The sequence below is a fragment of the Candidatus Binatia bacterium genome, from assembly GCA_029243485.1.
Taxonomy (GTDB): domain Bacteria; phylum Desulfobacterota; class Binatia; order UBA12015; family UBA12015; genus VGTG01.
Window position 1 is genome coordinate 151,749 of record JAQWRY010000003.1, and the last position, 17,908, is coordinate 169,656.

Here is a 17,908-nt window from a genome sequence, read left to right on the forward strand (position 1 = left end):
CGCCTTAGGTGTTCTGGCCCGCGATCACGCGCTCGGTGAGGAAACCGTCTCGACAGCCAGGCTCTGAGTTGGTGCAGAGTCCCGTATCGAACTGGCATTGTTGGCTGCATCTCAGGATCTCGCCGCTGAAGCCGAGGCCCGCGCACGTCTGGCCGCCCAGGTCCCCGCCGTCGCATTGCTCGGGACCGCAACCGTGAACCTCGATGTTCATTCCATTGTTGGGAATCTGGCCGTTCGTGGTCGCTCCGATGGTGATGGACTCCTCGGAACTCACGCCGTTCAGTCCGATGGTGTCTCTGGTAGACGGAGCCGCCAGCAGGGTGCGGGTCTCGGTCTGTACGTCGTATCTTCCCTCGCGCGAGAGCTCGTTCGCGAAGCTCTGGAAGGCGTGGGGTATAGCCTATTCGTCGCCTTGGCCGGTGTGGACGGCCTCGGTGCGTCGCCTTCGCGTGAGGGACACATTGACCTGGTCCTGCCGGGCCATCCCGAACGGGCCGAGGCGCTTGCAAGCGAGCTGTCGGACGCCGCGCTCATGACGAAGTCCATCCTTCCTGCGGAGCTTTGCCGGCAGGTGCGGAGGCCCCGCGGCACGTCGCGCGACTGAGCACGGACGAGCCGCGCCCGAGTCGGCGGGATACGCTTGTTCTTACGCCCGTCCGGGTTTGACGTAGCGTGCTGCACGCGATAGCCGCCAAAGGGACCGGGTTGAATGTGGATGGCCCGAAAGGGGGGGGCATGGCGAGGTTGTTCGTGTGGATTGGGAGAAGGGTCGGTGCCGGTAGCGCGCTCACGATTATGATCTTGGCCGGAGCTACTCCGGCGAACGGAGCTGGGTTGCAGTTGCTCGAGGTGAGCCCGCGACTCACCGGTACCGCGTACTCCGGAACCGCAGCGTGGGGAGCGGATGCGTCGATGGCGTACTTCAATCCCGCGGGCTTGACGCTCCTGGAGGGCGGGAGCTTCGTCGCATCGGGCTACATCATCGACCTGGACCTCGAACTCACCGCCTCGAAGGCGACCACCTGGGGACAGAACATCCCGAGCGAATCCAACGTCGTCGATGGTGGGTCGGTCGTCGCGGTGCCGCAGTTCCACTTCGCGCAGCGGATCTCGGACGAGTGGGTCGGCTATCTGGGGGTGACGGTTCCGTTCGGCAACGACACGAACTATCCGGACGACGGCGTGACCCGATACGTCGGCACTCTTTCGGCTCTGCGCAGCATCAGTATCAACCCAGCCATCGCTTGGGAGCCCATCGAAGGTCTCTCGGTCGCGGCCGGGTTCAACGCGCAGGTCGTTCGCGCACGGATCAATCAGAAGCTCGCCGTGCCGACGCTCCCCATCATGCAGGCTTACGACATCAATTCCCGCATTTTCGCCGACGACTGGGCCTTCGGTTGGAACGTCGGAATACTCTACGAGATCACGAAGGAGGCGCGTGTCGGCGTCGCGTACCGATCGGCGATCCATCACACGCTGACAGGCTCGGTCGATCTCGACCTTCCCGAGGCTCCGGGCCTGACGCAGGGCGAGACCATCTCCGGGACGTCACGCATGGGAATCAGCGCGCCAGGTAGCCTGATCGCGTCCGGCTTCTGGACGCCGTTCGAGTGGATCGACGTCATGGCGGATTTTCAGTGGACGCAGTGGTCGATCTTTCAGCAGCTCTCGACGCAGCTCAAGGTGCCCGATCTTCCCCCGAGCCTTTCGCAGTTGGTCGGTGGGTCGACCATCAACGATGCCGTCTATGAGGGCTTCCGGGATGGGTACCGCGGTACGATCGGCGCGCAGATTCGACCCGCCGACGGGTGGACGGTGCGTATGGGGAGCGGATTCGACGGTTCTCCGGTGAACAACAATAACCGCACCCTGCGTTTGCCCGACGGGAATCGCGTCCTGCTGTCGTTCGGCTTCGGGTACGAGCTGTTGGACAACATGTTCTTCGACTTCGGCTGGAGTCACTTCTTCCTGTCCGACGGAACGATCGACGAGACGAACCAGACCGTCGACCAAAGTCAGATCGTCGCGACAATAGAGACGTCCGCGGACGTCTTCGGCGCGCAGTTCACTTACAACTGGAAGAACCTGCCTTGGCAGGATCTGCCGTTTTGAGAGGAGAGCACACGATGAACCTGCGTTCGATCTTGTCGGGGGCCCTTCTTTTCCTCGCGGCGTGTGGGGGCAGCTCGAACCCCGACGCGGGGAAGCCCGTCCCGAATTTCTATGACCCACCGAGCCCGTTGCCGGAGGCGGCGCCTGGATCGGTGATCCGAACCGGCGGTGTGCCGAACGCTCCGTCCGGCATTCGCGCGCAGCGGATCATGTACCACTCGCGAACGAACGAGGGCGTCGACATCGCGACGACCGGATTGCTCGTGATGCCCGGCGGCGATCCTCCGCCGGGTGGCTTTCCGCTCGTCGCGGCGGCACACGGCACGACCGGAATCGCTCGGATCTGCGCTCCGTCGATCCGTCCGTTCTCGGCCGTGAAGATCGCTTCGAGCGACTCGTTCTACGACTTCTTCTACAAGAGCTGGGTCGATGCGGGCTTTGCCGTTGTCGGTGCCGACTATCAGGGACAGGGCGCTCCGGGGCCGTACAGCTTCCTTGTCGGCCAGGTCGAGGGTCAGAATGTGTTGGACTCGGTGCGTGCGGCACAGCGGATCGGCGGGGGTCTAATCAGCGATCAGCTGATCCTCTACGGGCACTCCCAGGGTGGAAGCTCCGCCGGCTGGGCCGCGGAGATCGCTGCGGACTACGCTCCCGAGCTGAAATCCAGCGGTGTGATCCTCGGGGCACCAGCAGCGAGCCTTTACGATCTTCTCGAACTTGCGTATCGGGGCGGTCCGGGCGCGACCCTGCCCACCGAGGCGGTGGTGTTCCTCTACCTTGCGCTGCTCTCGTACCAGGACTCGTACGCCGAGCTCGAGGCCAACGACATTGTCACCGAACCGTACGGGACGGAAGGGCTCCCGGTCTTTCAGAACGTCTGCGCGATGACCGGCGGAGCGGCGATCGGCGTGAACCAGCTTCTGGATGCGCTCGGTCATTCACCCCGCCTGCCGTTCAACGTGATGGATTTCTTCATCGACTTCAATGACTACCCGCAGCCCTGGCTCGATGCGATCAACCTCAACTCGCTCGGAACCGAGTCGGTCGATACGCCCATGCTCATCGTTCAGGGTTGTAAGGACACCACCATCCCCATCTCGACGAACTTCACCTACTTCAACGACGTCCTGTGCCCGGCAGGCGAGACGGTGGAGTTTACGGCGTACCCGGGGCAGACCCACTCGGGTGTGGTCACGGCAGCCACGACGGAGATGATCGATTGGGCGCAGCGGAGGCTTCGTGGTGAGAGCGCCATCAGTAATTGTGCGATCCCGCCCTCCTGTCCGTGAGCGAGGGCTTGGGTCAGGCCGCTAGCTAGGTAGGTGCTTCGTGCACGCCGCGTAGTCGGTCCAGAAGGATTGCCGCGGCGGCCCGCACCGCGAGGTGGTTGTAGCTGCCGGGTCCGCGCAGGGGCTCGAGAAGCAGCTCGCAGTCAGCGACGATCCCCGGGGAGAGTCCGTAGCCCGTCCCGAGGAGGAGGAGGACCGGCGTGTCGCCGGTCTCGATGCGGCTGCGTATTTCGGGGAACGAGTTCGTGGCCCGGTCGTGCGTGCGGGCCGACGTCGCCACGAGGATCGGGCGCTGCGTCGTCGCCTCCTCGATGTGGGCGATGATGTGGTCCAGGTCCGGGACGATTTGAACGAGCTCCATTGCGAGTCGGCGCGACTCGTTCGACTTCGCGCCGTAGCCCTCCTGCCAGTGCCAGGCGACGCGGTCACAGAGTGCGCGAAGTCCCGTGCTGGGGTGTGCGACGAAGTAGCCGGCGATGTCGTACGTGCGTGCGGACCGGGCGATGTCGTGGATGTCGAGGTTCGTCACCGACGTCGTCACGATCGCGTCATCGCGATTCACGACGGGGTGGTGGAGGAGCGCCAGGTAGAGCGGCGCACTCACGAGGTCTTCTTCCCGCCCGGATCCTTCGTGAGGTCCGGTCGAATCCGCTCGGTCCTCTCGATCGACTGTTCTCGCCGCCACTTCTCGATTGCGGCGTGGTTGCCCGAGAGAAGGATTTCCGGGACGGCCTGGCCGCGGAAGGTCTCGGGCCGCGTGTATTGTGGATACTCGAGAAGGTCTTCGGCGAAGGACTCGCTCGTGAGCGACCCGGGGTTGCCCAAGACGCCGGGGATCAGTCGGGAGACGGCGTCGATCAGGACCAGCGCCCCGGCCTCGCCACCGGAGAGGACGTAGTCTCCGATGCACACTTCCTCGTCGATGTAGTCGTCGACGCGCTCGTCGACGCCTTCGTACCGACCGCACAGCAGGACGAGATGGGGGAGGGCGGCGAGTTCCTGGGCGCGCGCGTGGGTGAGGCGCGGTCCGCGAGCAGAGAGAAGGAGTCGTCGGGCGCCGGGCTTGGCGACGGCTTCCAGCGCAGCCACTAGGGGTTCGACCTTCATCACCATCCCGTGGCCACCGCCGTAGGGCGTATCGTCGACGGTGTGATGCTTGTTCGTCGCCCATTCCCGGATCTGATGGAGCTCGACCTCCAGGAGGCCCTTCTCGATCGCCTTGCCCAGGAGGCTCGATTCGAGAAAGCCGGTAAAGAACCCGGGGAAGAGGGTGAGGACATCGATGCGCATGGCCGTCAGTCTTCGTCGAGCAGGCCGAGCGGTGGGTCAATTACCGCGAAGCCTTCAGTGAGATCGATCTCCTTCACGATCTCACCCACGACGGGGATGAGGATCTCGCGCAGTGGTCCGGCACCGAGGGACTCGAGCACCCACAGGTCGTTGTTGGGGAGCGCCATGACCTCCGTGATCTTGCCGACGGCTTCGCCGTCCACCGTTCTCACGGTGAGCCCGATCACCTCGAAGTGGTAGACCTCGCCGTCCTTGGCTTCGGGTACCGTCGACATCTCGACCGAGACCTCACTTCGAAACCACGGCTCGAGATCGTTCAAGCTGTCGATCCCGTCGAGGCCGACGAGGAAGAGCTGCTTGTAGGCCTGCACCCGCTTGACGTCGAAGCGAGTCGCATGATCCGCCGCGCGCGGCTTCAGCCAGACGGCCACACAGCCGGCGAGCGCCGGCGAGTCGGGGTTGTACGGCTTCACGCGGGCGAGCCCGCGTACACCGTGCCCGGCGACTAGCGTTCCAACCAGAAGCAACTCCGGTGGCGACGCCGTCGCGCTGGGGTCCGACTCGGTGATGCGTTTTTACTTGTCCTCGATGATCTCGAGGACGACCTTGCGGTTTATTCGCGACGCGGCCGCGTTCACCAGCGTGCGGATGGACTTTGCGGTACGACCCTGCTTGCCGATGATACGGCCCAGGTCTTCGACCGCGACGCGAAGCTCGATGACCGATGCGGTATCGCCCACCGTCTCTTTCACCTCTACCTTGTCGGGGTGGTTGACCAGGTGCTTTGCGAGGAGTTCGACGAGTTCCTTCATATTTTCAGCCCTCGGCGGACGCCGGGGCAGGTTCCGTGTCCTTCTGGAGACCCTTCCATCCGGCTCGTTTCATGAGTCGTAATACGGTGGGGGAAGGGTTCGCGCCCTTCCGAATCCATGCCTCGAGCTGCTCCATCTTGATGTTGATGTCGGCGGGGGTCCGGGTCGGGTCGTAGTAGCCGAGCTGCTCGAGGAAGCGCCCATCCCGGGGCTTCTCTTTGGAGGCCGCAACGATGCGGTAGAAGGGACGCTTCTTGGTCCCATGTCTCGAAAGTCGAATTACTGCGGCCATCTCTAGTTTTCTCCGTGCCTATTTGTTCCTGTGCCTACAGGGCTTGGGGTTCTCGTAGAATCCGTAATTGTTAGCGCCCGCCCTGGAGCTGAGCAAGGAGGCCTCGACCGGCTCCGGAACTCAGCTTTTTCATCATTTTTCGGGTCTGCTGGTACTGCTTCAGGAACTTGTTGACCTCGGAAACGCTGGTCCCCGACCCCTTGGCGATCCGCTTACGGCGGCTGCCGTTGAGAATCAGGTGGTTTCTGCGCTCCTGGTTGGTCATCGAGTCGATGATGGCTTCGATCCGGGTGAGCTCGCCCTGGGCCCCGTCAAGCTCGCCGCCCTTGGCGAGCTTCTTCATGCCGGGGATCATCTTGAGGAGATCCCCGATCGAGCCCATTTTTTTTACGGCCCGCAGCTGATCGCGGAAATCTTCGAGCGTGAACTCGTCTTTCTTGAGCTTGCGCTGGAGCTCGAGGGCCTGCTTCTCGTCGTAGGCTTCCTCGGCCTTCTCGATCAGCGAGAGGACGTCGCCCATGCCCAGGATGCGCGAGGCGACCCGGTCGGGGTGAAAAACCTCCAGGGTATCGAGCTTTTCGCCCATACCCACGAACAGGATGGGGCGCTCGGTGACGTGGTGGATCGAGAGCGCCGCGCCGCCGCGGGCATCGCCTTCCATCTTCGAGAGGACGACGCCGTCGAGGCCGATGCCGTCGCGGAAACCGGTGGCGACGGCGACCGCGTCCTGACCGGTCATGGCGTCGGCGACCAGCAGGGTCTGCCGGGGACGCACCGCCTCGCGGACGGCCCGGAGCTCGCCCATGAGTTCTTCGTCGATGGCGAGTCGGCCGGCGGTGTCGAAGATGACGGTGTCGAAGCCGCCCTTCTTGGCCTCTTCGATCGCTGCGGCGGCGATTTTCGCTGGAACGCCACCTTCTTCGGGGGTGTCGTAGACGCCCGCGGGCGAGCCGACCTGGCCGGCGAGGGTCTTCAGCTGCTGGATCGCAGCGGGGCGCGAGAGGTCGAGCGGCACGAGGAACGGCCGCGCCTGACGGGTCTTGATGAGGTGCGTTGCGAGCTTCGCCGACGTCGTCGTCTTACCGGAGCCCTGTAGGCCGACGAGCATGATCGTTGCGATGCCGTCGCCTGAGAGATCGAGCTTGCCGGCGGCGCCGCCCATGAGCGCCATGAGCTCTTCGTGCACGATCTTGATGAGTTGCTGATCGGGCGAGAGGCTCTGGAGAACTTCCTGGCCGATGGCGCGCTCGCGCACCTTGTCGAGGAAGGATTTGGCGACCTGGAAGTGAACGTCCGCTTCGAGAAGCGCCATGCGGACATCGCGAAGGGCCTCTTCGATATTCGCTTCGGTGAGTTTTCCTGTTCCGCGAATCTTGCGGAACACGCCCTCGAGCTTGTCGGAAAGGGAATCGAACATTTAGGTCGAAGCGAGGGTCGCACCCAACCCGCACCTCCTCCAGCGACGAGTAAACGGTACTGGCGGCCCGAAACGTTGTCAATTCAACATCTTGTGCCTTGCCCGACATCCGTCGTACGGGCGTTCGAGCCAATCCGAGGGGCTCGGAGCTAGGGACGTTCCTTAATCTCGGGGGTTTCTTTTATCGTCACTTCGGTGGCGATTTTGTCGGGGGATCTTCGTTGGTTCGTCTTGATCTCCCCTGGGCGGAGGAGCTTCTGCTGATTTCGGCCGGGCCGGGGGAGTCGCTGTCGGGTCGGTGCGATCCTCGGCGAGGGGGTAGGGGCCGGTCACGTCCTTGGCGAACGTGACGGGTTCCGGGTCGCTCGGGGCGGCCTGGGTGTCGACAACGATTCCGAGGAGGTCGCGCGTGCCGTCTCCGGCATCGTCCGTCCAGGCGATCAGGTACTGCTCGTCGTTCGCGGCCACGACGAGATCCGCGCGGTTTGCGTGCTCGTCCAACAGAACCACGCCCCCTGGGTCGAGGACTTCGCCGTCCATGCCGACCCGCGCGACCTGGAGTCGGCTCGGCGAACCGGGGGCATCCAGCCAGGCGACGAGATACTGAGAAAGCGTCGAGGCGACGGCGGCTTCGCCTTGGCCCGAGCCGTCGCCCGGTTCGAACGCGTTGGCTTGGATCTCGACCAAACGAGGGGGCTTATGCGCGGGACGTATCGCGCTGAGTGCGGTCGATGGTGGGAGAAGCACGAGCATCGAGATTCCCGTGGCTGCGAGCTCGATCTCCTGGAGCCCCGGAACGAAAAAGGGGCGCGAGGATTTTTCCTCGCGCCCCTTCGTACTTCACTGCGAAGTGAAGGACGGCTTACATCATGCCGCCCATGCCACCCATGCCGCCCATGCCACCCGGAGGCATCGCAGGCATACCGCCGCCCGCGCCTGCTTCTTCAGGCTTCTCGGCGACCATGGCCTCCGTGGTGAGGAGGAGACCGGCGACCGACGCGGCATTCTGCAGCGCGGTACGCACGACCTTGGTCGGGTCGATGATGCCGGCCTTCAGGAGGTCTTCGTACTCATCCTTGGCGGCGTTGAAGCCAATGGAGCCCTTGGCGTTACGGACTCGGTCCACGACGATCGACGGCTCCTGTCCGGCGTTCGAGGAGATCCAGCGAAGCGGAGCCTCGATCGCACGGCGAACGATGTCCACACCGATCTTCTCTTCGGCGGCAGCCTTGATCTTGTCGAGAACGGGCGAGCTGCGAATCAGCGCAACACCGCCTCCAGGGACGATACCCTCTTCGACCGCGGCGCGCGTCGCGTGCAGAGCATCCTCGACGCGGGCCTTCTTCTCCTTCATCTCGACCTCGGTGGCAGCACCGACCTGAACGACGGCAACGCCACCGATCAGCTTGGCGAGGCGCTCTTGGAGCTTCTCGCGGTCGTAGTCGGACGTGGTCTCTTCGATCTGGTTACGAATCTGACCCACGCGACCCTGGATGTCGCCCTTCTTGCCGGCACCATCGATGATCGTCGTGTTGTCCTTGTCGATGACGACGCGCTTGGCCTTGCCGAGATCATTGAGAGTCATGTTCTCGAGCTTGAGGCCGAGCTCCTCGGCGATGACCTTACCGCCGGAGAGGGTCGCGATGTCTTCGAGCATGGCCTTGCGGCGATCGCCGAAGCCAGGTGCCTTCACCGCGGCGCAGTTGAGCGTGCCGCGGATCTTGTTGACGACCAACGTGGCGAGAGCCTCGCCGTCGACGTCCTCGGCCAGCAGGATGAAGGGCTTACCGGTCTTCGCAATCTGCTCGAGGATCGGAAGGATATCCTTCATGTTGCTGATCTTCTTCTCGTGGATGAGAAGGTAGGCGTCTTCCACGACGCACTCCATCCGATCGGGATCGGTGACGAAGTACGGCGAGAGGTAGCCGCGGTCGAACTGCATGCCCTCGACGACTTCGAGGGTGGTCTCGAGGCCCTTGGCCTCTTCGACCGTGATCACGCCGTCCTTACCGACCTTGTCCATCGCCTCGGCGATGATGCCGCCGATGGTGGGGTCGTTGTTGGCCGAGATCGTGCCGACCTGAGCAATTTCCTTCTGGTCCTTGGTCGGCTTCGAAAGGACGCGGAGCTCATTGATGATGGCTTCGACAGCCTTGTCGATGCCGCGCTTCAGGGACATCGGGTCGTGGCCGGCGGCGACCATCTTAGAGCCTTCGTTGAAGATCGCGCGGGCGAGGACGGTCGCCGTGGTGGTGCCGTCACCGGCGAGATCGGAAGTCTTCGAAGCGACTTCCTTCACCATCTGAGCGCCCATGTTCTCGAATTTGTCCTCGAGCTCGATCTCCTTGGCGACGGTGACGCCGTCCTTGGTGATGTTCGGCGCGCCGAAAGACTTCTCGAGAACGACGTTGCGGCCCTTGGGGCCGAGGGTGACCGTGACAGCGTCCGCCAGCGTGTTGACCCCGTTCAGGACCTTCTCGCGGGCGTCGCTTCCGAATTTGACGATTTTTGCACTCATCTTGATATCTCCCTGCTCGGTTTCTCGGCTACTCGATCACGCCGAGGATGTCGTCCTCGCGCAGGATCAGGTGCTCTTCGCCTTCGATCTTGATCTCGGTTCCGGCGTACTTGCCGAACAGGATCTTGTCGCCGCTCTTCACGTCCAGCGGGTTGACCTTGCCGTCATCGCCCACTTTGCCCTTACCGACGGCGACGACTTTGCCCTCTTGCGGCTTTTCCTTCGCCGTATCGGGGATGATGATGCCACCAGCGGATGTCGTTTCTTCGTCGACGCGCTTCACGATGACGCGGTCCTGCAACGGTCGGATTTTCATTTGTACGTCCCTCTCCTTTCGCTCCCCAACCTAGGGAATCCCTGAACTACTCGATCGAATTGTCTTTGTTTTGGCGACGTGGAGATGGACACCCACCACGTCGATGGAATCGGCCAGCGATTTAATCACGGGTTCCGAACTGTCAAGGCGGAACTCGCGGGAATCGTCGGTTCCGTCAGCGCATGCGCCGTTGGTCCTGCTCGACCCCCCGGTCGAGGTGCCTCGCCAGCGACTTCTTGACCTGTGCGAGTGCGATGCGTTCGTTGCGCACCTTCCCCCCGTCCTTTTTGAGGACGTCGAGGGCCCGGTGGGCAAGATGGGAGGATGCTGCTTCGCTCAGTGTCATCGCTGATTCAGGCCGGGAAGCCGCGTTCTTCGGCGAGCTTCTCCTTGATTTTCCGGACGATCATTCGTCGGTCGAGGCCGAGTCCTTCACGTCCTGCCGCCTTCAAGTGTTGATCTGCCGTTCGCTCCGCGTCCCGCTCGAGTTCGTCCGCGGCTTTGAAATAAGCCTCGAACTCGACGACCAGAGCTTTCTCTGCCGCTTCGTGACTCGTACCGAGTTCGATCGCGTCGGCTCGAACGAGCTCGTCGACGACCGCTCTCGCCACTGCCTGGAGCTGTGATTGGGAGATCCCCACCGGAAGCTTCGGTAATCCAACTGCGAGCTACCAAACCGGGTGTTCCGTTTGCAAGGCGTCGGGAAATCGGGACATTCGCAAGAGGGGATGGGAGTCATGGAGGAGGAGTTCTCGGCTGGGGCCGCGGCAGTGCCCGAGGCCTGGTGGGGCGGCGCCGCCGGCGCGCCGCACAGAGCACAGTTTCGCCTGTTCTTCGCCGGCCTGCCGGCCCGCAGAGCCCTCGTGGGACGCTTCTGTCCGGGTCCCGGGCTCCGAGCGGGGAGGGGATAGGCGTGGGCCGGGTCGAGCAGGTGTTGGCGGAAGGCGTGGACCAGGGCGCCTATCCGGGGGCGGTCCTGGTGGTGAGCCGGGCCGGCAGGGTCGAGATGGAGACGGCCGTCGGGACGCGGACCGGCGAGGCGGGCTCCGAGCCGATTCAGGCCGAGACCGTCTTCGACCTGGCCTCCCTGACCAAGCCGCTCGCGACGACGCTCGCCTTCCTCGTGCTCGTGAAGCAGGGCCGGTTGTCCTTCGATGACCGGTTCACGCGCTTCTTCCACAACTTCGGGGTGCACCAGAAGACCCACGTCACGTTCCGCCACCTGCTCACGCACTCCTCGGGCCTCGTCGCGCATCGGCTGTTCTACAAAGAGGCGTCGAAGCTCGCGCGGGCCCGCCTCAACTTCATAGGCAGCCGCGAGGCCAAGGAGTGGGTCTTCGAACAGATCCACCGCGACAAGCTTCAGCAGCCGCCCGGCGAGAAGGCGGTGTACAGCGATCTCGGCTTCATGTTGCTCGGGCAGGCGATCGAGACGATCAGCGGTCTGCCGCTCGACCGATTCTGCCAGCGTTATCTCTTCGGTCCGGCCGGGCTTCGGGCGATGTCGTTCATCGACCTGTCGCAGGTGCGGGGGCAACGCCTGGCGCCCGTGGCGGAGCTCATCGCGCCCACGCAGAAGTGTCCGTGGCGCAAGCGGGTGCTCTGCGGCGAAGTCGACGACGAGAACTGCTGGGCGATGGGAGGCGTCGCGGGGCACGCCGGTTTGTTCGGCGCCGCGCGCGACGTGGATTCGTTGGCACGTCTCACGCTCGATGCATCGCTCGGCGAAAACGACTTCCTGCCGCAGGAGCTCGCGCGGCAGATGTGGGAGATCGATACGGCGGTGCCGGGTTCCACGCGCACTCTGGGTTGGGACACGCCGTCGCCGGAAGGCTCGTCGGCGGGAACGAAGGTCTCGGAACAGACGGTGGGACATCTAGGGTTCACCGGGACGTCGCTGTGGATCGATCGGCCTCGACGCTTGTCGATCACGTTGCTCACCAATCGCGTTCACCCGTCGCGCGACAACGATCGGATCCGTGAGTTCCGTCCGCGAATCCACGATGCGGTGCTAGAAACGTTCGGATGAGCAGCCGATCGATCCACATGACGGCCATCGGGGGTGTCGGGATGACTTCGTTGGCGGGTCTCCTGGTCGCTCTCGGGCATCGCGTGCGCGGTTCCGACTTGGAGGTCTACCCGCCGGCGAGCGACCAACTCGCGGCCCTCGGCGTGCCGGTTGCCAAGGGGTACGCGGCGAAAAACCTCTCTCCGCGCCCGGATCTTCTCGTGATGGGCAATGCGATTCGCGCCGACAATCCCGAGGCGGTCGAGGCGCGCCGGCGCGGCATCCCCACGCTTTCGATGCCGGAGGCGCTGGAAACCCTCCTGCTCCCGTCGCGGACACCGCTCGTCATCGCCGGTACTCATGGGAAGACGACGACGTCGAGCTTCCTTGCGTGGGTGCTCGAGACCGCGGGCCGCAATCCCGGTTGGTTCATCGGTGGCGCGCCGCTGGATCTCCCTGCGGGGTATCGCCTCGGGGAGGGGGCGGCGTTCGTTCTCGAAGGGGACGAGTATGATTCGGCCTACTTCGACAAGGGGCCGAAATTCCTCCACTACCGACCGGCGGGCGTCGTGCTGACATCGGTCGAGTTCGACCACGCGGACATCTACCGCGATCTCGACCATGTGAAGTCGAGCTTTGCGCGACTGTTGGCGCTCCTACCCGACGGCGCGCCGCTCGCCGTGTCCGCGGAGTTTCCGCACGCACTCGCGGTCGCTCGAGATTCGGGGCGAGAGTTTCTCACGTTCGCCGCACCAGGCGAGGCGGACTGGAGTGCGGTCGATCTTTCCGATGGGCCCGGCGGTCTGCAATTCCTCGCGCGCGGACCGGATGAAGAGTTCGCGCTCACCAGTCCGCTCCTCGGTCGGATGAATGCGCGCAACATCCTCGGCGTGGCGGTTCTCGCTCGGAAGTTCGGCGTGCCGGTGGAGGCGATTCAGCGCGCGACGAAGACGTTCCACGGGGTCCGTCGTCGTCAACAACTCGTTCTCGATGGCGAGGTCACGTTGATCGACGACTTCGCGCACCATCCGACTGCGATCGAGGGTACGCTCACCGCCGTGCGTGATCGTTACCCCGGTCGTCGCGTGTGGGCGCTCTTCGATCCTCGCTCGAATACGACGCGACGCCGCATCTTCCAGGATCAGATCGCCGATGCGTTGGCGCAAGCCGACGTCGTGGTCTTCGGACCCGTGCATCGCGCCGAACTGCTCGACGAGGACGATCGGTTCTCTCCGCCGGAAGCATGCGCTCGGATCGCGGGGAAAGGTCGAACCGCGGATGCCGCGGTGGACCACGACGACCTTGCGCAGCGAGTGCTTTCCGGCGCACGCCCGGGCGACGTCGTAGCGGTTCTATCCAACGGCGCGTTCGGAGGGGTTCTCGAGAAGATCCGGACCGGCCTCGAGAAGAAGTTTTGACGCTATAGATTTTGTAGAACAAAAAAGATTTATATTACAAAGAATAGTGGTCTACAAAATGCCCTGGGAGATAGCTCACAGGAGAGACCACCATGCATTTCTTCGGATCCGCGGCAGTCGCAGCACGGGGCATCCTCGCTTCCGCACCGGTCCTGGCCGTTCTGGGGGCCGGCGCTCCGTGCGAATCGTTCGAAAAGAAACACGGCCACCCCTGATTGGCGGAGGATTCATCCGAGGGGAAGGTTACCTGGCTCGCCAGCATCGCCGAGGGGCTCGCCGAGAGGCAGCTGGAAGAGTTCGCTCTGGCGCGCGCGTACTTCGATGAGGTCGGGCTTCTCCTGGGAACGGATGCGGATCGCGCGGCAGAGGCGCGCAGCGCACTCGCGGTCGCTTACGCCGGCGGCGACGAGCGCTTCGTGTTGCAGCCGGCTCTGCGGTGGCGCGTGACGGCGGCCGGCGACCTGCGGTTCATGTACCCTCGTTCTTCTGCGGCCTGCGCACGTCGCAGGAGAATTTCGACACCGAGGAGGCGTTCACGATCGCCCGTGTCTGGACGGACGCGGCTACGGGCACCTAGCACGAGTATCAGGATCTGGTCCGTCGGCAGTTCGCTCTGACCGGTCGAGGCCGCGTGTTCGACAGCCTCCGCAAGAACCTCGAGGCGATCCAGGGCCTCGCCTGTCTTCAGTGGGGCGAGGAGGAGGAGAAAGCCACCTTCTCGCTCAAGGAGCGCCTCGCCGAGGGCATCGAGTTCTTCCTGTGCGCGGCCCGCGCCTGATCGACTCCGCTCGCGCCGGCCGGGCGTTGACCGATTCGGGCCTCTGTTGGACGCCATGCTCGACAACATGTCGGGCGGAAGGCTGATTCTCGGACTGGGTCGGGGTCTGGGTCGCGTGGAGTTCGAAGGGTTCGGTGTCGACATGAACACGAGTCGCACGCGCTTCGTCGAGTACGCGGAGATGCTGCTCCGTGGGCTGGAAGACGGATTCCTGGAGTACGACGGCGAGTACCTAAAGCAGGAACGACGCGAGATTCGTCCGAGGCCCTTCAAGTCGTGCCGTCGGTCGCGCACGCCTGACGGCGCAGCTCGTTCTCAGAACAACCGGACCGGCGTGACGCCGGGCTTCCCGTAGAGGCCTCGGTAGATCCGGTAGTTCTCCAGGACCTTCTTCACGTAGCCGCGGGTTTCGCGGTACGAGATCAGCTCCACGAACTCGTCTCCACGCAAGCGGCCGTTCTGGTCGAGCCAGCGATTCGCGGGGCGCGGGCCGGCGTTATACGCCGCGATTGCCGGGATCGCGCGTCCGTCGAAACGGTCGAGCATTTTGCGGAAGTAGCGGGCCCCCAAGTCGATGTTGACCTCGGGATCCCAGAGCTCCCATCTCTTCATCGTGCGCCCGGTCATCGCACTCGCGGTGCTGGGGAGGAGCTGCATCACACCCTGAGCGTCCGCCGGTGAGGCGATGCGCTCGTCGAACATGCTCTCCTGGCGAGCGATCGACGCGAGAAGCAGGGGGTCGATGCCGTACTTTCGGCCGGCTTTCTGGAAGGCGGGCCAATGCGCGAGAGGTCGTAGCTTCTGGTCGAGGCCGGAGACGCCTTGGCTCCGCAGCCGGGCGGCGAGACGGATCACCTGCCGGTGTGCGCCGAGGGACTCGTACTCGCGCAGGAGAAGCGCGCTAGGTCCGGCCGCGTTCCGCGCACCTGCCAACTCCCGCATCGCGTCGTCGCGAAATCCGAGGTCGCGTAGGAGTCGGGCACGCTCCAGATGGTTGCGCGCCGCGGTGGGCACTGTCGCTGCGGAGACGGGGCGAGGAGAGGGCCCGGCCCCGTTGTCGAATCGCTCTGGTACGCCGAGCCACCAGGTGTAGTAGCTGCGCGGTGATCGCGCTCCGAGTCGCGCGTACGCAGCCTTTGCGTCGTCCGACCGTCCGGCGGCCGCGAGAGCGCGCCCCGACCAATACAGCGCATCGTCGCGCCCGCTGATCCGCCGCCAGGCAGCGGCCGCGCCGGCGGCGTCGCCGTTTCGGTACCGAACGAAGCCGGCGCGCCAGGCGCTTTCTTCGGCGACCTTGGAGTTCGGGTAGCGGCCGGCAATCGTCTCGTAGTGCCGCGCGGCCTCGGACGCGGCCCCACGTGCCTCGTCGATCCGACCGAGTGCATAGAGCGCCTCTGGTGCTTGCGCGTGCCTGGGGAAGCGTTCGGCGAGTCGTCGGAAGTCGCGCGCGGCGGCCTCGTTCCGATCCGCGTTCCACTCGATCCGGGCCCGCTCGGCGAGCGCTTGAGCGGCGGCATCCGGATCGCCCGAGGCGGCGGCCTTCCCGTACGCGGCGGTCGCTTCACGCGACCGGCCCGCGCTCTTCAGGATCCGTGCCCTGAGGAGAAGTGCCTTCCCGGAGGAGGCCTTGCCGAGCGCGGCGAGGGCCGCGTCCGGACGGCCCTCCTTCAGGCGAGCGGACGCGACCTTCTCCGAGAACTGAGCGGAGCTCATGCCGAGCACTTTCGGGCCCTTGGCCTCCAGGCCTTCGCGGACGACGGTCGCGGCGCGGCCGACGTCGCCCGGTCGGCCGGCGAGTTCCAGGGTGAGGGAGTACGCTTCGCGCGGGCGGCCGAGGGCTTCCAGGGCGCGGGCCTTACCCAGCATCGCGCGACTCCGGCTCTTGCTCTCCCAGGCGCGTATGGCGGTGTCGAAATAGCGCAGAGCCTGCTTCGGGTTCCGTCGTTTCAGCTCGATCTCGCCGCGCTCGGTGGCCGCGGAACTGACCCACACGCTTCGGTGGTGGTCGCGCAGGAGCGTGTCGAGGTTGCGGACCGCGCCGGCGGTGTCGCCGTTCTGAGCCGCGAGATGGCCGGCCCAGTAAAGTCCGTGGTCCGCGAGTTCGGGCACCACGACGACAGTCCGCTCGAAGGCCCGGCGCGCGGCCGTGGTGCGTCCGGCGTCCATGTCGATGCGGCCCTGCCTGAAGACCGCCGCTCGAGTGATTGCCGGCCTCGGATCGTCCGCGGCGTCCGCCGGCGGTGGGAGCTGGGTTGCGAACACGAAGAGAACGGCCAGCGCGACCGTGCGTGTTCCGTTCCCTTCTGTTCGCCGAGTTCCGGCGCGCGCGATCAGGACGCCGCCTTTGCGTGGGTATTCGGCTTGCCCGTTTCGACCCCGGCGATTCGCGCGAGTTTCTTGTGGACGAAGTACAAGACACTGTCCTTTTGCCTGACCTGGGTTGCCAGCATTGCTTCGCCTCCGGTCCGCATTGGTTCGGCGGATATTCGAAAATATCGACGGGCCCGTGCTGAGTGTCAAACGGTCATCGGTCAGGTTGCTCGTTTCGGTACAGGTTGCCCCGCTCGTCTCGCCTGTCGTCGCGCGAGGCGGCGGTCCCGGAGCTCGGTCGCGAGGTGTCGCAGGTCGGCGACGCGATCGGATTCGTCTACGATCTCGACGCCGAGGATCGTCTCCACGAGGTCCTCGAGGGTGACGAGCCCGCTCATGCCCCCGAACTCGTCGACGGCCATGGCGACGTGTTCACCCTCGTCCAGGAAGTGCCGCAAGGCGCGTGCGAGTGTCGCGCTGTCCGGGATGAATGTGACGTCGCGCATGAACTCGGTCAGCGGTGTCTCGGGTGCCGCCCCGCGGGCCGCGGCCAGCAGAGCTTCTCGCTGAACGCAGTACCCCTTCACGCGGTCGCGATCCTCTGCGAACAACGGAATACGCGAGACGGAGCTCGTCTCAGTGTGCTCGACGAGTTCGCCGAGGGTCGACGTGGTCGGGAGCATGATGACCACGGTGCGCGGAGTCATCACGTCTTCGACTTTGATCTGCTCGAGCTCGAGTACGTTCTCGAAGACCTGGGATTCCTGCATTTCGATCGCGCCCTCGCGCGCCGCCATCCCGACCAGCGCGGTGAGCTCGCTGCGTGAGATCGGCGGTGTGCCGCCCGGAGCGATCAGCCGGGTGAGGAAGCGGGTCAGATACAGGATGGGGGCGAGGGCAAAGGTGAGAATCCCGATGGTTCGGCCGACGAAGTTGACAAGGTGCGCGGCGTAGACGGTCCCAAGGGTCTTCGGGATGATCTCGGTGCAGATCAGGACGAGGATCGTGAGGACACCCGAGAAGATCCCGACCCGGGCGCTGCCGAAGACCCGGGCGGCCTGCGCACCCGCTAGTGCCGCGCCGAGGGTCTGCGCAATCGTGTTCATGGTGAGAACGGCCGAAATCGCGTCGTCGATTCGGTGGCGCTTCAGGTCCAGGAGCAGAATCGCCCCCTGGCTACCCGAATTTGCCCGGGACTCGATGTCCGAGATCCGAACCGAGAGCAGGGTGGCTTCCAGCAGCGAGGCCAGGAACGACACGGTGAGCGCCGTCCCCACATAGAGGACGAGCAGCCAGGCGTCGGCGCTCATCCGGTCTCCCGAGTCGGATCCATCTCCGGCTCGGGAAG

Annotated in this window: 22 protein-coding genes; 8 read left to right on the forward strand and 14 right to left on the reverse strand. The window is 64.7% G+C overall.

Annotated elements, in window-relative coordinates:
* Positions 1-4: 4 nt before the first annotated feature.
* Complete coding sequence (locus tag P8R42_02765; protein MDG2303570.1) at positions 5-274, reverse strand: hypothetical protein; 270 nt, start codon at positions 272-274, stop codon at positions 5-7.
* A gap of 114 nt (positions 275-388) precedes the next feature.
* On the opposite strand from P8R42_02765, the gene P8R42_02770 reads away from it, so the two are divergent.
* From P8R42_02770 to P8R42_02780, 3 genes are all read left to right on the forward strand, one after another.
* Positions 389-604 carry a hypothetical protein gene (locus tag P8R42_02770; GenBank protein ID MDG2303571.1) on the forward strand — a complete coding sequence of 72 codons (216 nt, stop codon included), beginning with the start codon at positions 389-391 and terminating at the stop codon, positions 602-604.
* Positions 605-735: 131 nt separating this feature from the next.
* Positions 736-2,112, forward strand: a complete 1,377-nt coding sequence (locus P8R42_02775) for an outer membrane protein transport protein (GenBank protein MDG2303572.1) — start codon at positions 736-738, stop codon at positions 2,110-2,112.
* A 14-nt stretch (positions 2,113-2,126) separates the two neighbouring features.
* Positions 2,127-3,401 (forward strand): lipase family protein, encoded by a 1,275-nt coding sequence (locus tag P8R42_02780; GenBank protein ID MDG2303573.1) that lies wholly within the window; start codon positions 2,127-2,129, stop codon positions 3,399-3,401.
* Positions 3,402-3,426: 25 nt separating this feature from the next.
* Here the strand turns inward: P8R42_02780 and P8R42_02785 are convergent, their stop codons facing one another.
* The 11 genes from P8R42_02785 to P8R42_02835 all read right to left on the reverse strand — a co-directional run bounded on the left by P8R42_02785 (position 3,427) and on the right by P8R42_02835 (position 10,687).
* Positions 3,427-4,005 (reverse strand): RNA methyltransferase, encoded by a 579-nt coding sequence (locus P8R42_02785; protein MDG2303574.1) that lies wholly within the window; start codon positions 4,003-4,005, stop codon positions 3,427-3,429.
* Positions 4,002-4,691: a tRNA (guanosine(37)-N1)-methyltransferase TrmD gene (trmD, locus tag P8R42_02790; GenBank protein ID MDG2303575.1), complete on the reverse strand. Its 690-nt coding sequence runs from the start codon at positions 4,689-4,691 to the stop codon at positions 4,002-4,004. The genes P8R42_02785 and trmD overlap by 4 nt, the downstream gene beginning before the upstream one ends.
* Positions 4,692-4,696: 5 nt before the next feature.
* Positions 4,697-5,218, reverse strand: a complete 522-nt coding sequence (rimM, locus tag P8R42_02795) for a ribosome maturation factor RimM (GenBank protein ID MDG2303576.1) — start codon at positions 5,216-5,218, stop codon at positions 4,697-4,699.
* 48 nt (positions 5,219-5,266) lie between these two features.
* On the reverse strand, positions 5,267-5,503 hold the full coding sequence (locus tag P8R42_02800) for a KH domain-containing protein (protein ID MDG2303577.1): 237 nt from the start codon (positions 5,501-5,503) through the stop codon (positions 5,267-5,269).
* Between the two features lie 4 nt (positions 5,504-5,507).
* Positions 5,508-5,795, reverse strand: coding sequence for a 30S ribosomal protein S16 (gene rpsP / locus P8R42_02805; protein ID MDG2303578.1), 288 nt, complete (start codon positions 5,793-5,795; stop codon positions 5,508-5,510).
* Positions 5,796-5,865: 70 nt separating this feature from the next.
* Positions 5,866-7,212, reverse strand: a complete 1,347-nt coding sequence (gene ffh / locus P8R42_02810) for a signal recognition particle protein (protein ID MDG2303579.1) — start codon at positions 7,210-7,212, stop codon at positions 5,866-5,868.
* A 162-nt stretch (positions 7,213-7,374) separates the two neighbouring features.
* A complete protein-coding gene (locus P8R42_02815) occupies positions 7,375-7,899 on the reverse strand; it encodes a hypothetical protein (GenBank protein ID MDG2303580.1) in 525 nt (174 codons plus the stop codon).
* A 175-nt stretch (positions 7,900-8,074) separates the two neighbouring features.
* Positions 8,075-9,730 (reverse strand): chaperonin GroEL, encoded by a 1,656-nt coding sequence (gene groL / locus P8R42_02820; protein ID MDG2303581.1) that lies wholly within the window; start codon positions 9,728-9,730, stop codon positions 8,075-8,077.
* Positions 9,731-9,758: 28 nt separating this feature from the next.
* Entirely contained in the window at positions 9,759-10,046 is a 288-nt protein-coding gene (groES, locus tag P8R42_02825; GenBank protein MDG2303582.1) for a co-chaperone GroES, read from the reverse strand.
* 175 nt (positions 10,047-10,221) lie between these two features.
* Entirely contained in the window at positions 10,222-10,392 is a 171-nt protein-coding gene (locus P8R42_02830) for a hypothetical protein (GenBank protein MDG2303583.1), read from the reverse strand.
* A 7-nt stretch (positions 10,393-10,399) separates the two neighbouring features.
* On the reverse strand, positions 10,400-10,687 hold the full coding sequence (locus P8R42_02835) for a DUF507 family protein (GenBank protein MDG2303584.1): 288 nt from the start codon (positions 10,685-10,687) through the stop codon (positions 10,400-10,402).
* Between the two features lie 272 nt (positions 10,688-10,959).
* Here P8R42_02835 and P8R42_02840 point away from each other — a divergent pair, with 272 nt between their 5' ends.
* From P8R42_02840 to P8R42_02860, 5 genes are all read left to right on the forward strand, one after another.
* Positions 10,960-12,075, forward strand: a complete 1,116-nt coding sequence (locus P8R42_02840) for a serine hydrolase (protein MDG2303585.1) — start codon at positions 10,960-10,962, stop codon at positions 12,073-12,075.
* Positions 12,072-13,472 (forward strand): Mur ligase domain-containing protein, encoded by a 1,401-nt coding sequence (locus P8R42_02845; GenBank protein ID MDG2303586.1) that lies wholly within the window; start codon positions 12,072-12,074, stop codon positions 13,470-13,472. Before P8R42_02840 ends, P8R42_02845 begins: the two co-directional genes overlap by 4 nt.
* Before the next feature lie 215 nt (positions 13,473-13,687).
* Positions 13,688-14,089, forward strand: coding sequence for a hypothetical protein (locus tag P8R42_02850; GenBank protein ID MDG2303587.1), 402 nt, complete (start codon positions 13,688-13,690; stop codon positions 14,087-14,089).
* Positions 14,090-14,103: 14 nt separating this feature from the next.
* On the forward strand, positions 14,104-14,250 hold the full coding sequence (locus P8R42_02855) for a hypothetical protein (protein ID MDG2303588.1): 147 nt from the start codon (positions 14,104-14,106) through the stop codon (positions 14,248-14,250).
* A gap of 55 nt (positions 14,251-14,305) precedes the next feature.
* Positions 14,306-14,605: an LLM class flavin-dependent oxidoreductase gene (locus tag P8R42_02860; GenBank protein ID MDG2303589.1), complete on the forward strand. Its 300-nt coding sequence runs from the start codon at positions 14,306-14,308 to the stop codon at positions 14,603-14,605.
* On the opposite strand, the gene P8R42_02865 is transcribed toward P8R42_02860, so the two are convergent.
* Both P8R42_02865 and P8R42_02870 read right to left on the reverse strand, forming a co-directional pair.
* Positions 14,566-16,416, reverse strand: a complete 1,851-nt coding sequence (locus P8R42_02865) for a transglycosylase SLT domain-containing protein (GenBank protein ID MDG2303590.1) — start codon at positions 16,414-16,416, stop codon at positions 14,566-14,568. The genes P8R42_02860 and P8R42_02865 overlap by 40 nt on opposite strands.
* Before the next feature lie 365 nt (positions 16,417-16,781).
* Positions 16,782-17,870: a CNNM domain-containing protein gene (locus P8R42_02870; protein ID MDG2303591.1), complete on the reverse strand. Its 1,089-nt coding sequence runs from the start codon at positions 17,868-17,870 to the stop codon at positions 16,782-16,784.
* Positions 17,871-17,908: the final 38 nt, after the last annotated feature.

Excerpts from the sequence above, each read along its gene's own strand:
- P8R42_02830 (MDG2303583.1), bottom strand. The coding sequence starts at position 10,392 with ATGACACTGAGCGAAGCAGCATCCTCCCATCTTGCCCACCGGGCCCTC.
- rpsP (MDG2303578.1), bottom strand. The coding sequence starts at position 5,795 with ATGGCCGCAGTAATTCGACTTTCGAGACATGGGACCAAGAAGCGTCCC.
- ffh (MDG2303579.1), bottom strand. The coding sequence starts at position 7,212 with ATGTTCGATTCCCTTTCCGACAAGCTCGAGGGCGTGTTCCGCAAGATT.
- P8R42_02780 (MDG2303573.1), top strand. The coding sequence starts at position 2,127 with ATGAACCTGCGTTCGATCTTGTCGGGGGCCCTTCTTTTCCTCGCGGCG.
- P8R42_02800 (MDG2303577.1), bottom strand. The coding sequence starts at position 5,503 with ATGAAGGAACTCGTCGAACTCCTCGCAAAGCACCTGGTCAACCACCCC.
- P8R42_02845 (MDG2303586.1), top strand. The coding sequence starts at position 12,072 with ATGAGCAGCCGATCGATCCACATGACGGCCATCGGGGGTGTCGGGATG.
- P8R42_02865 (MDG2303590.1), bottom strand. The coding sequence starts at position 16,416 with ATGGACGCCGGACGCACCACGGCCGCGCGCCGGGCCTTCGAGCGGACT.
- trmD (MDG2303575.1), bottom strand. The coding sequence starts at position 4,691 with ATGCGCATCGATGTCCTCACCCTCTTCCCCGGGTTCTTTACCGGCTTT.
- P8R42_02870 (MDG2303591.1), bottom strand. The coding sequence starts at position 17,870 with ATGAGCGCCGACGCCTGGCTGCTCGTCCTCTATGTGGGGACGGCGCTC.
- groL (MDG2303581.1), bottom strand. The coding sequence starts at position 9,730 with ATGAGTGCAAAAATCGTCAAATTCGGAAGCGACGCCCGCGAGAAGGTC.
- groES (MDG2303582.1), bottom strand. The coding sequence starts at position 10,046 with ATGAAAATCCGACCGTTGCAGGACCGCGTCATCGTGAAGCGCGTCGAC.
- P8R42_02860 (MDG2303589.1), top strand. The coding sequence starts at position 14,306 with ATGCTCGACAACATGTCGGGCGGAAGGCTGATTCTCGGACTGGGTCGG.
- P8R42_02775 (MDG2303572.1), top strand. The coding sequence starts at position 736 with ATGGCGAGGTTGTTCGTGTGGATTGGGAGAAGGGTCGGTGCCGGTAGC.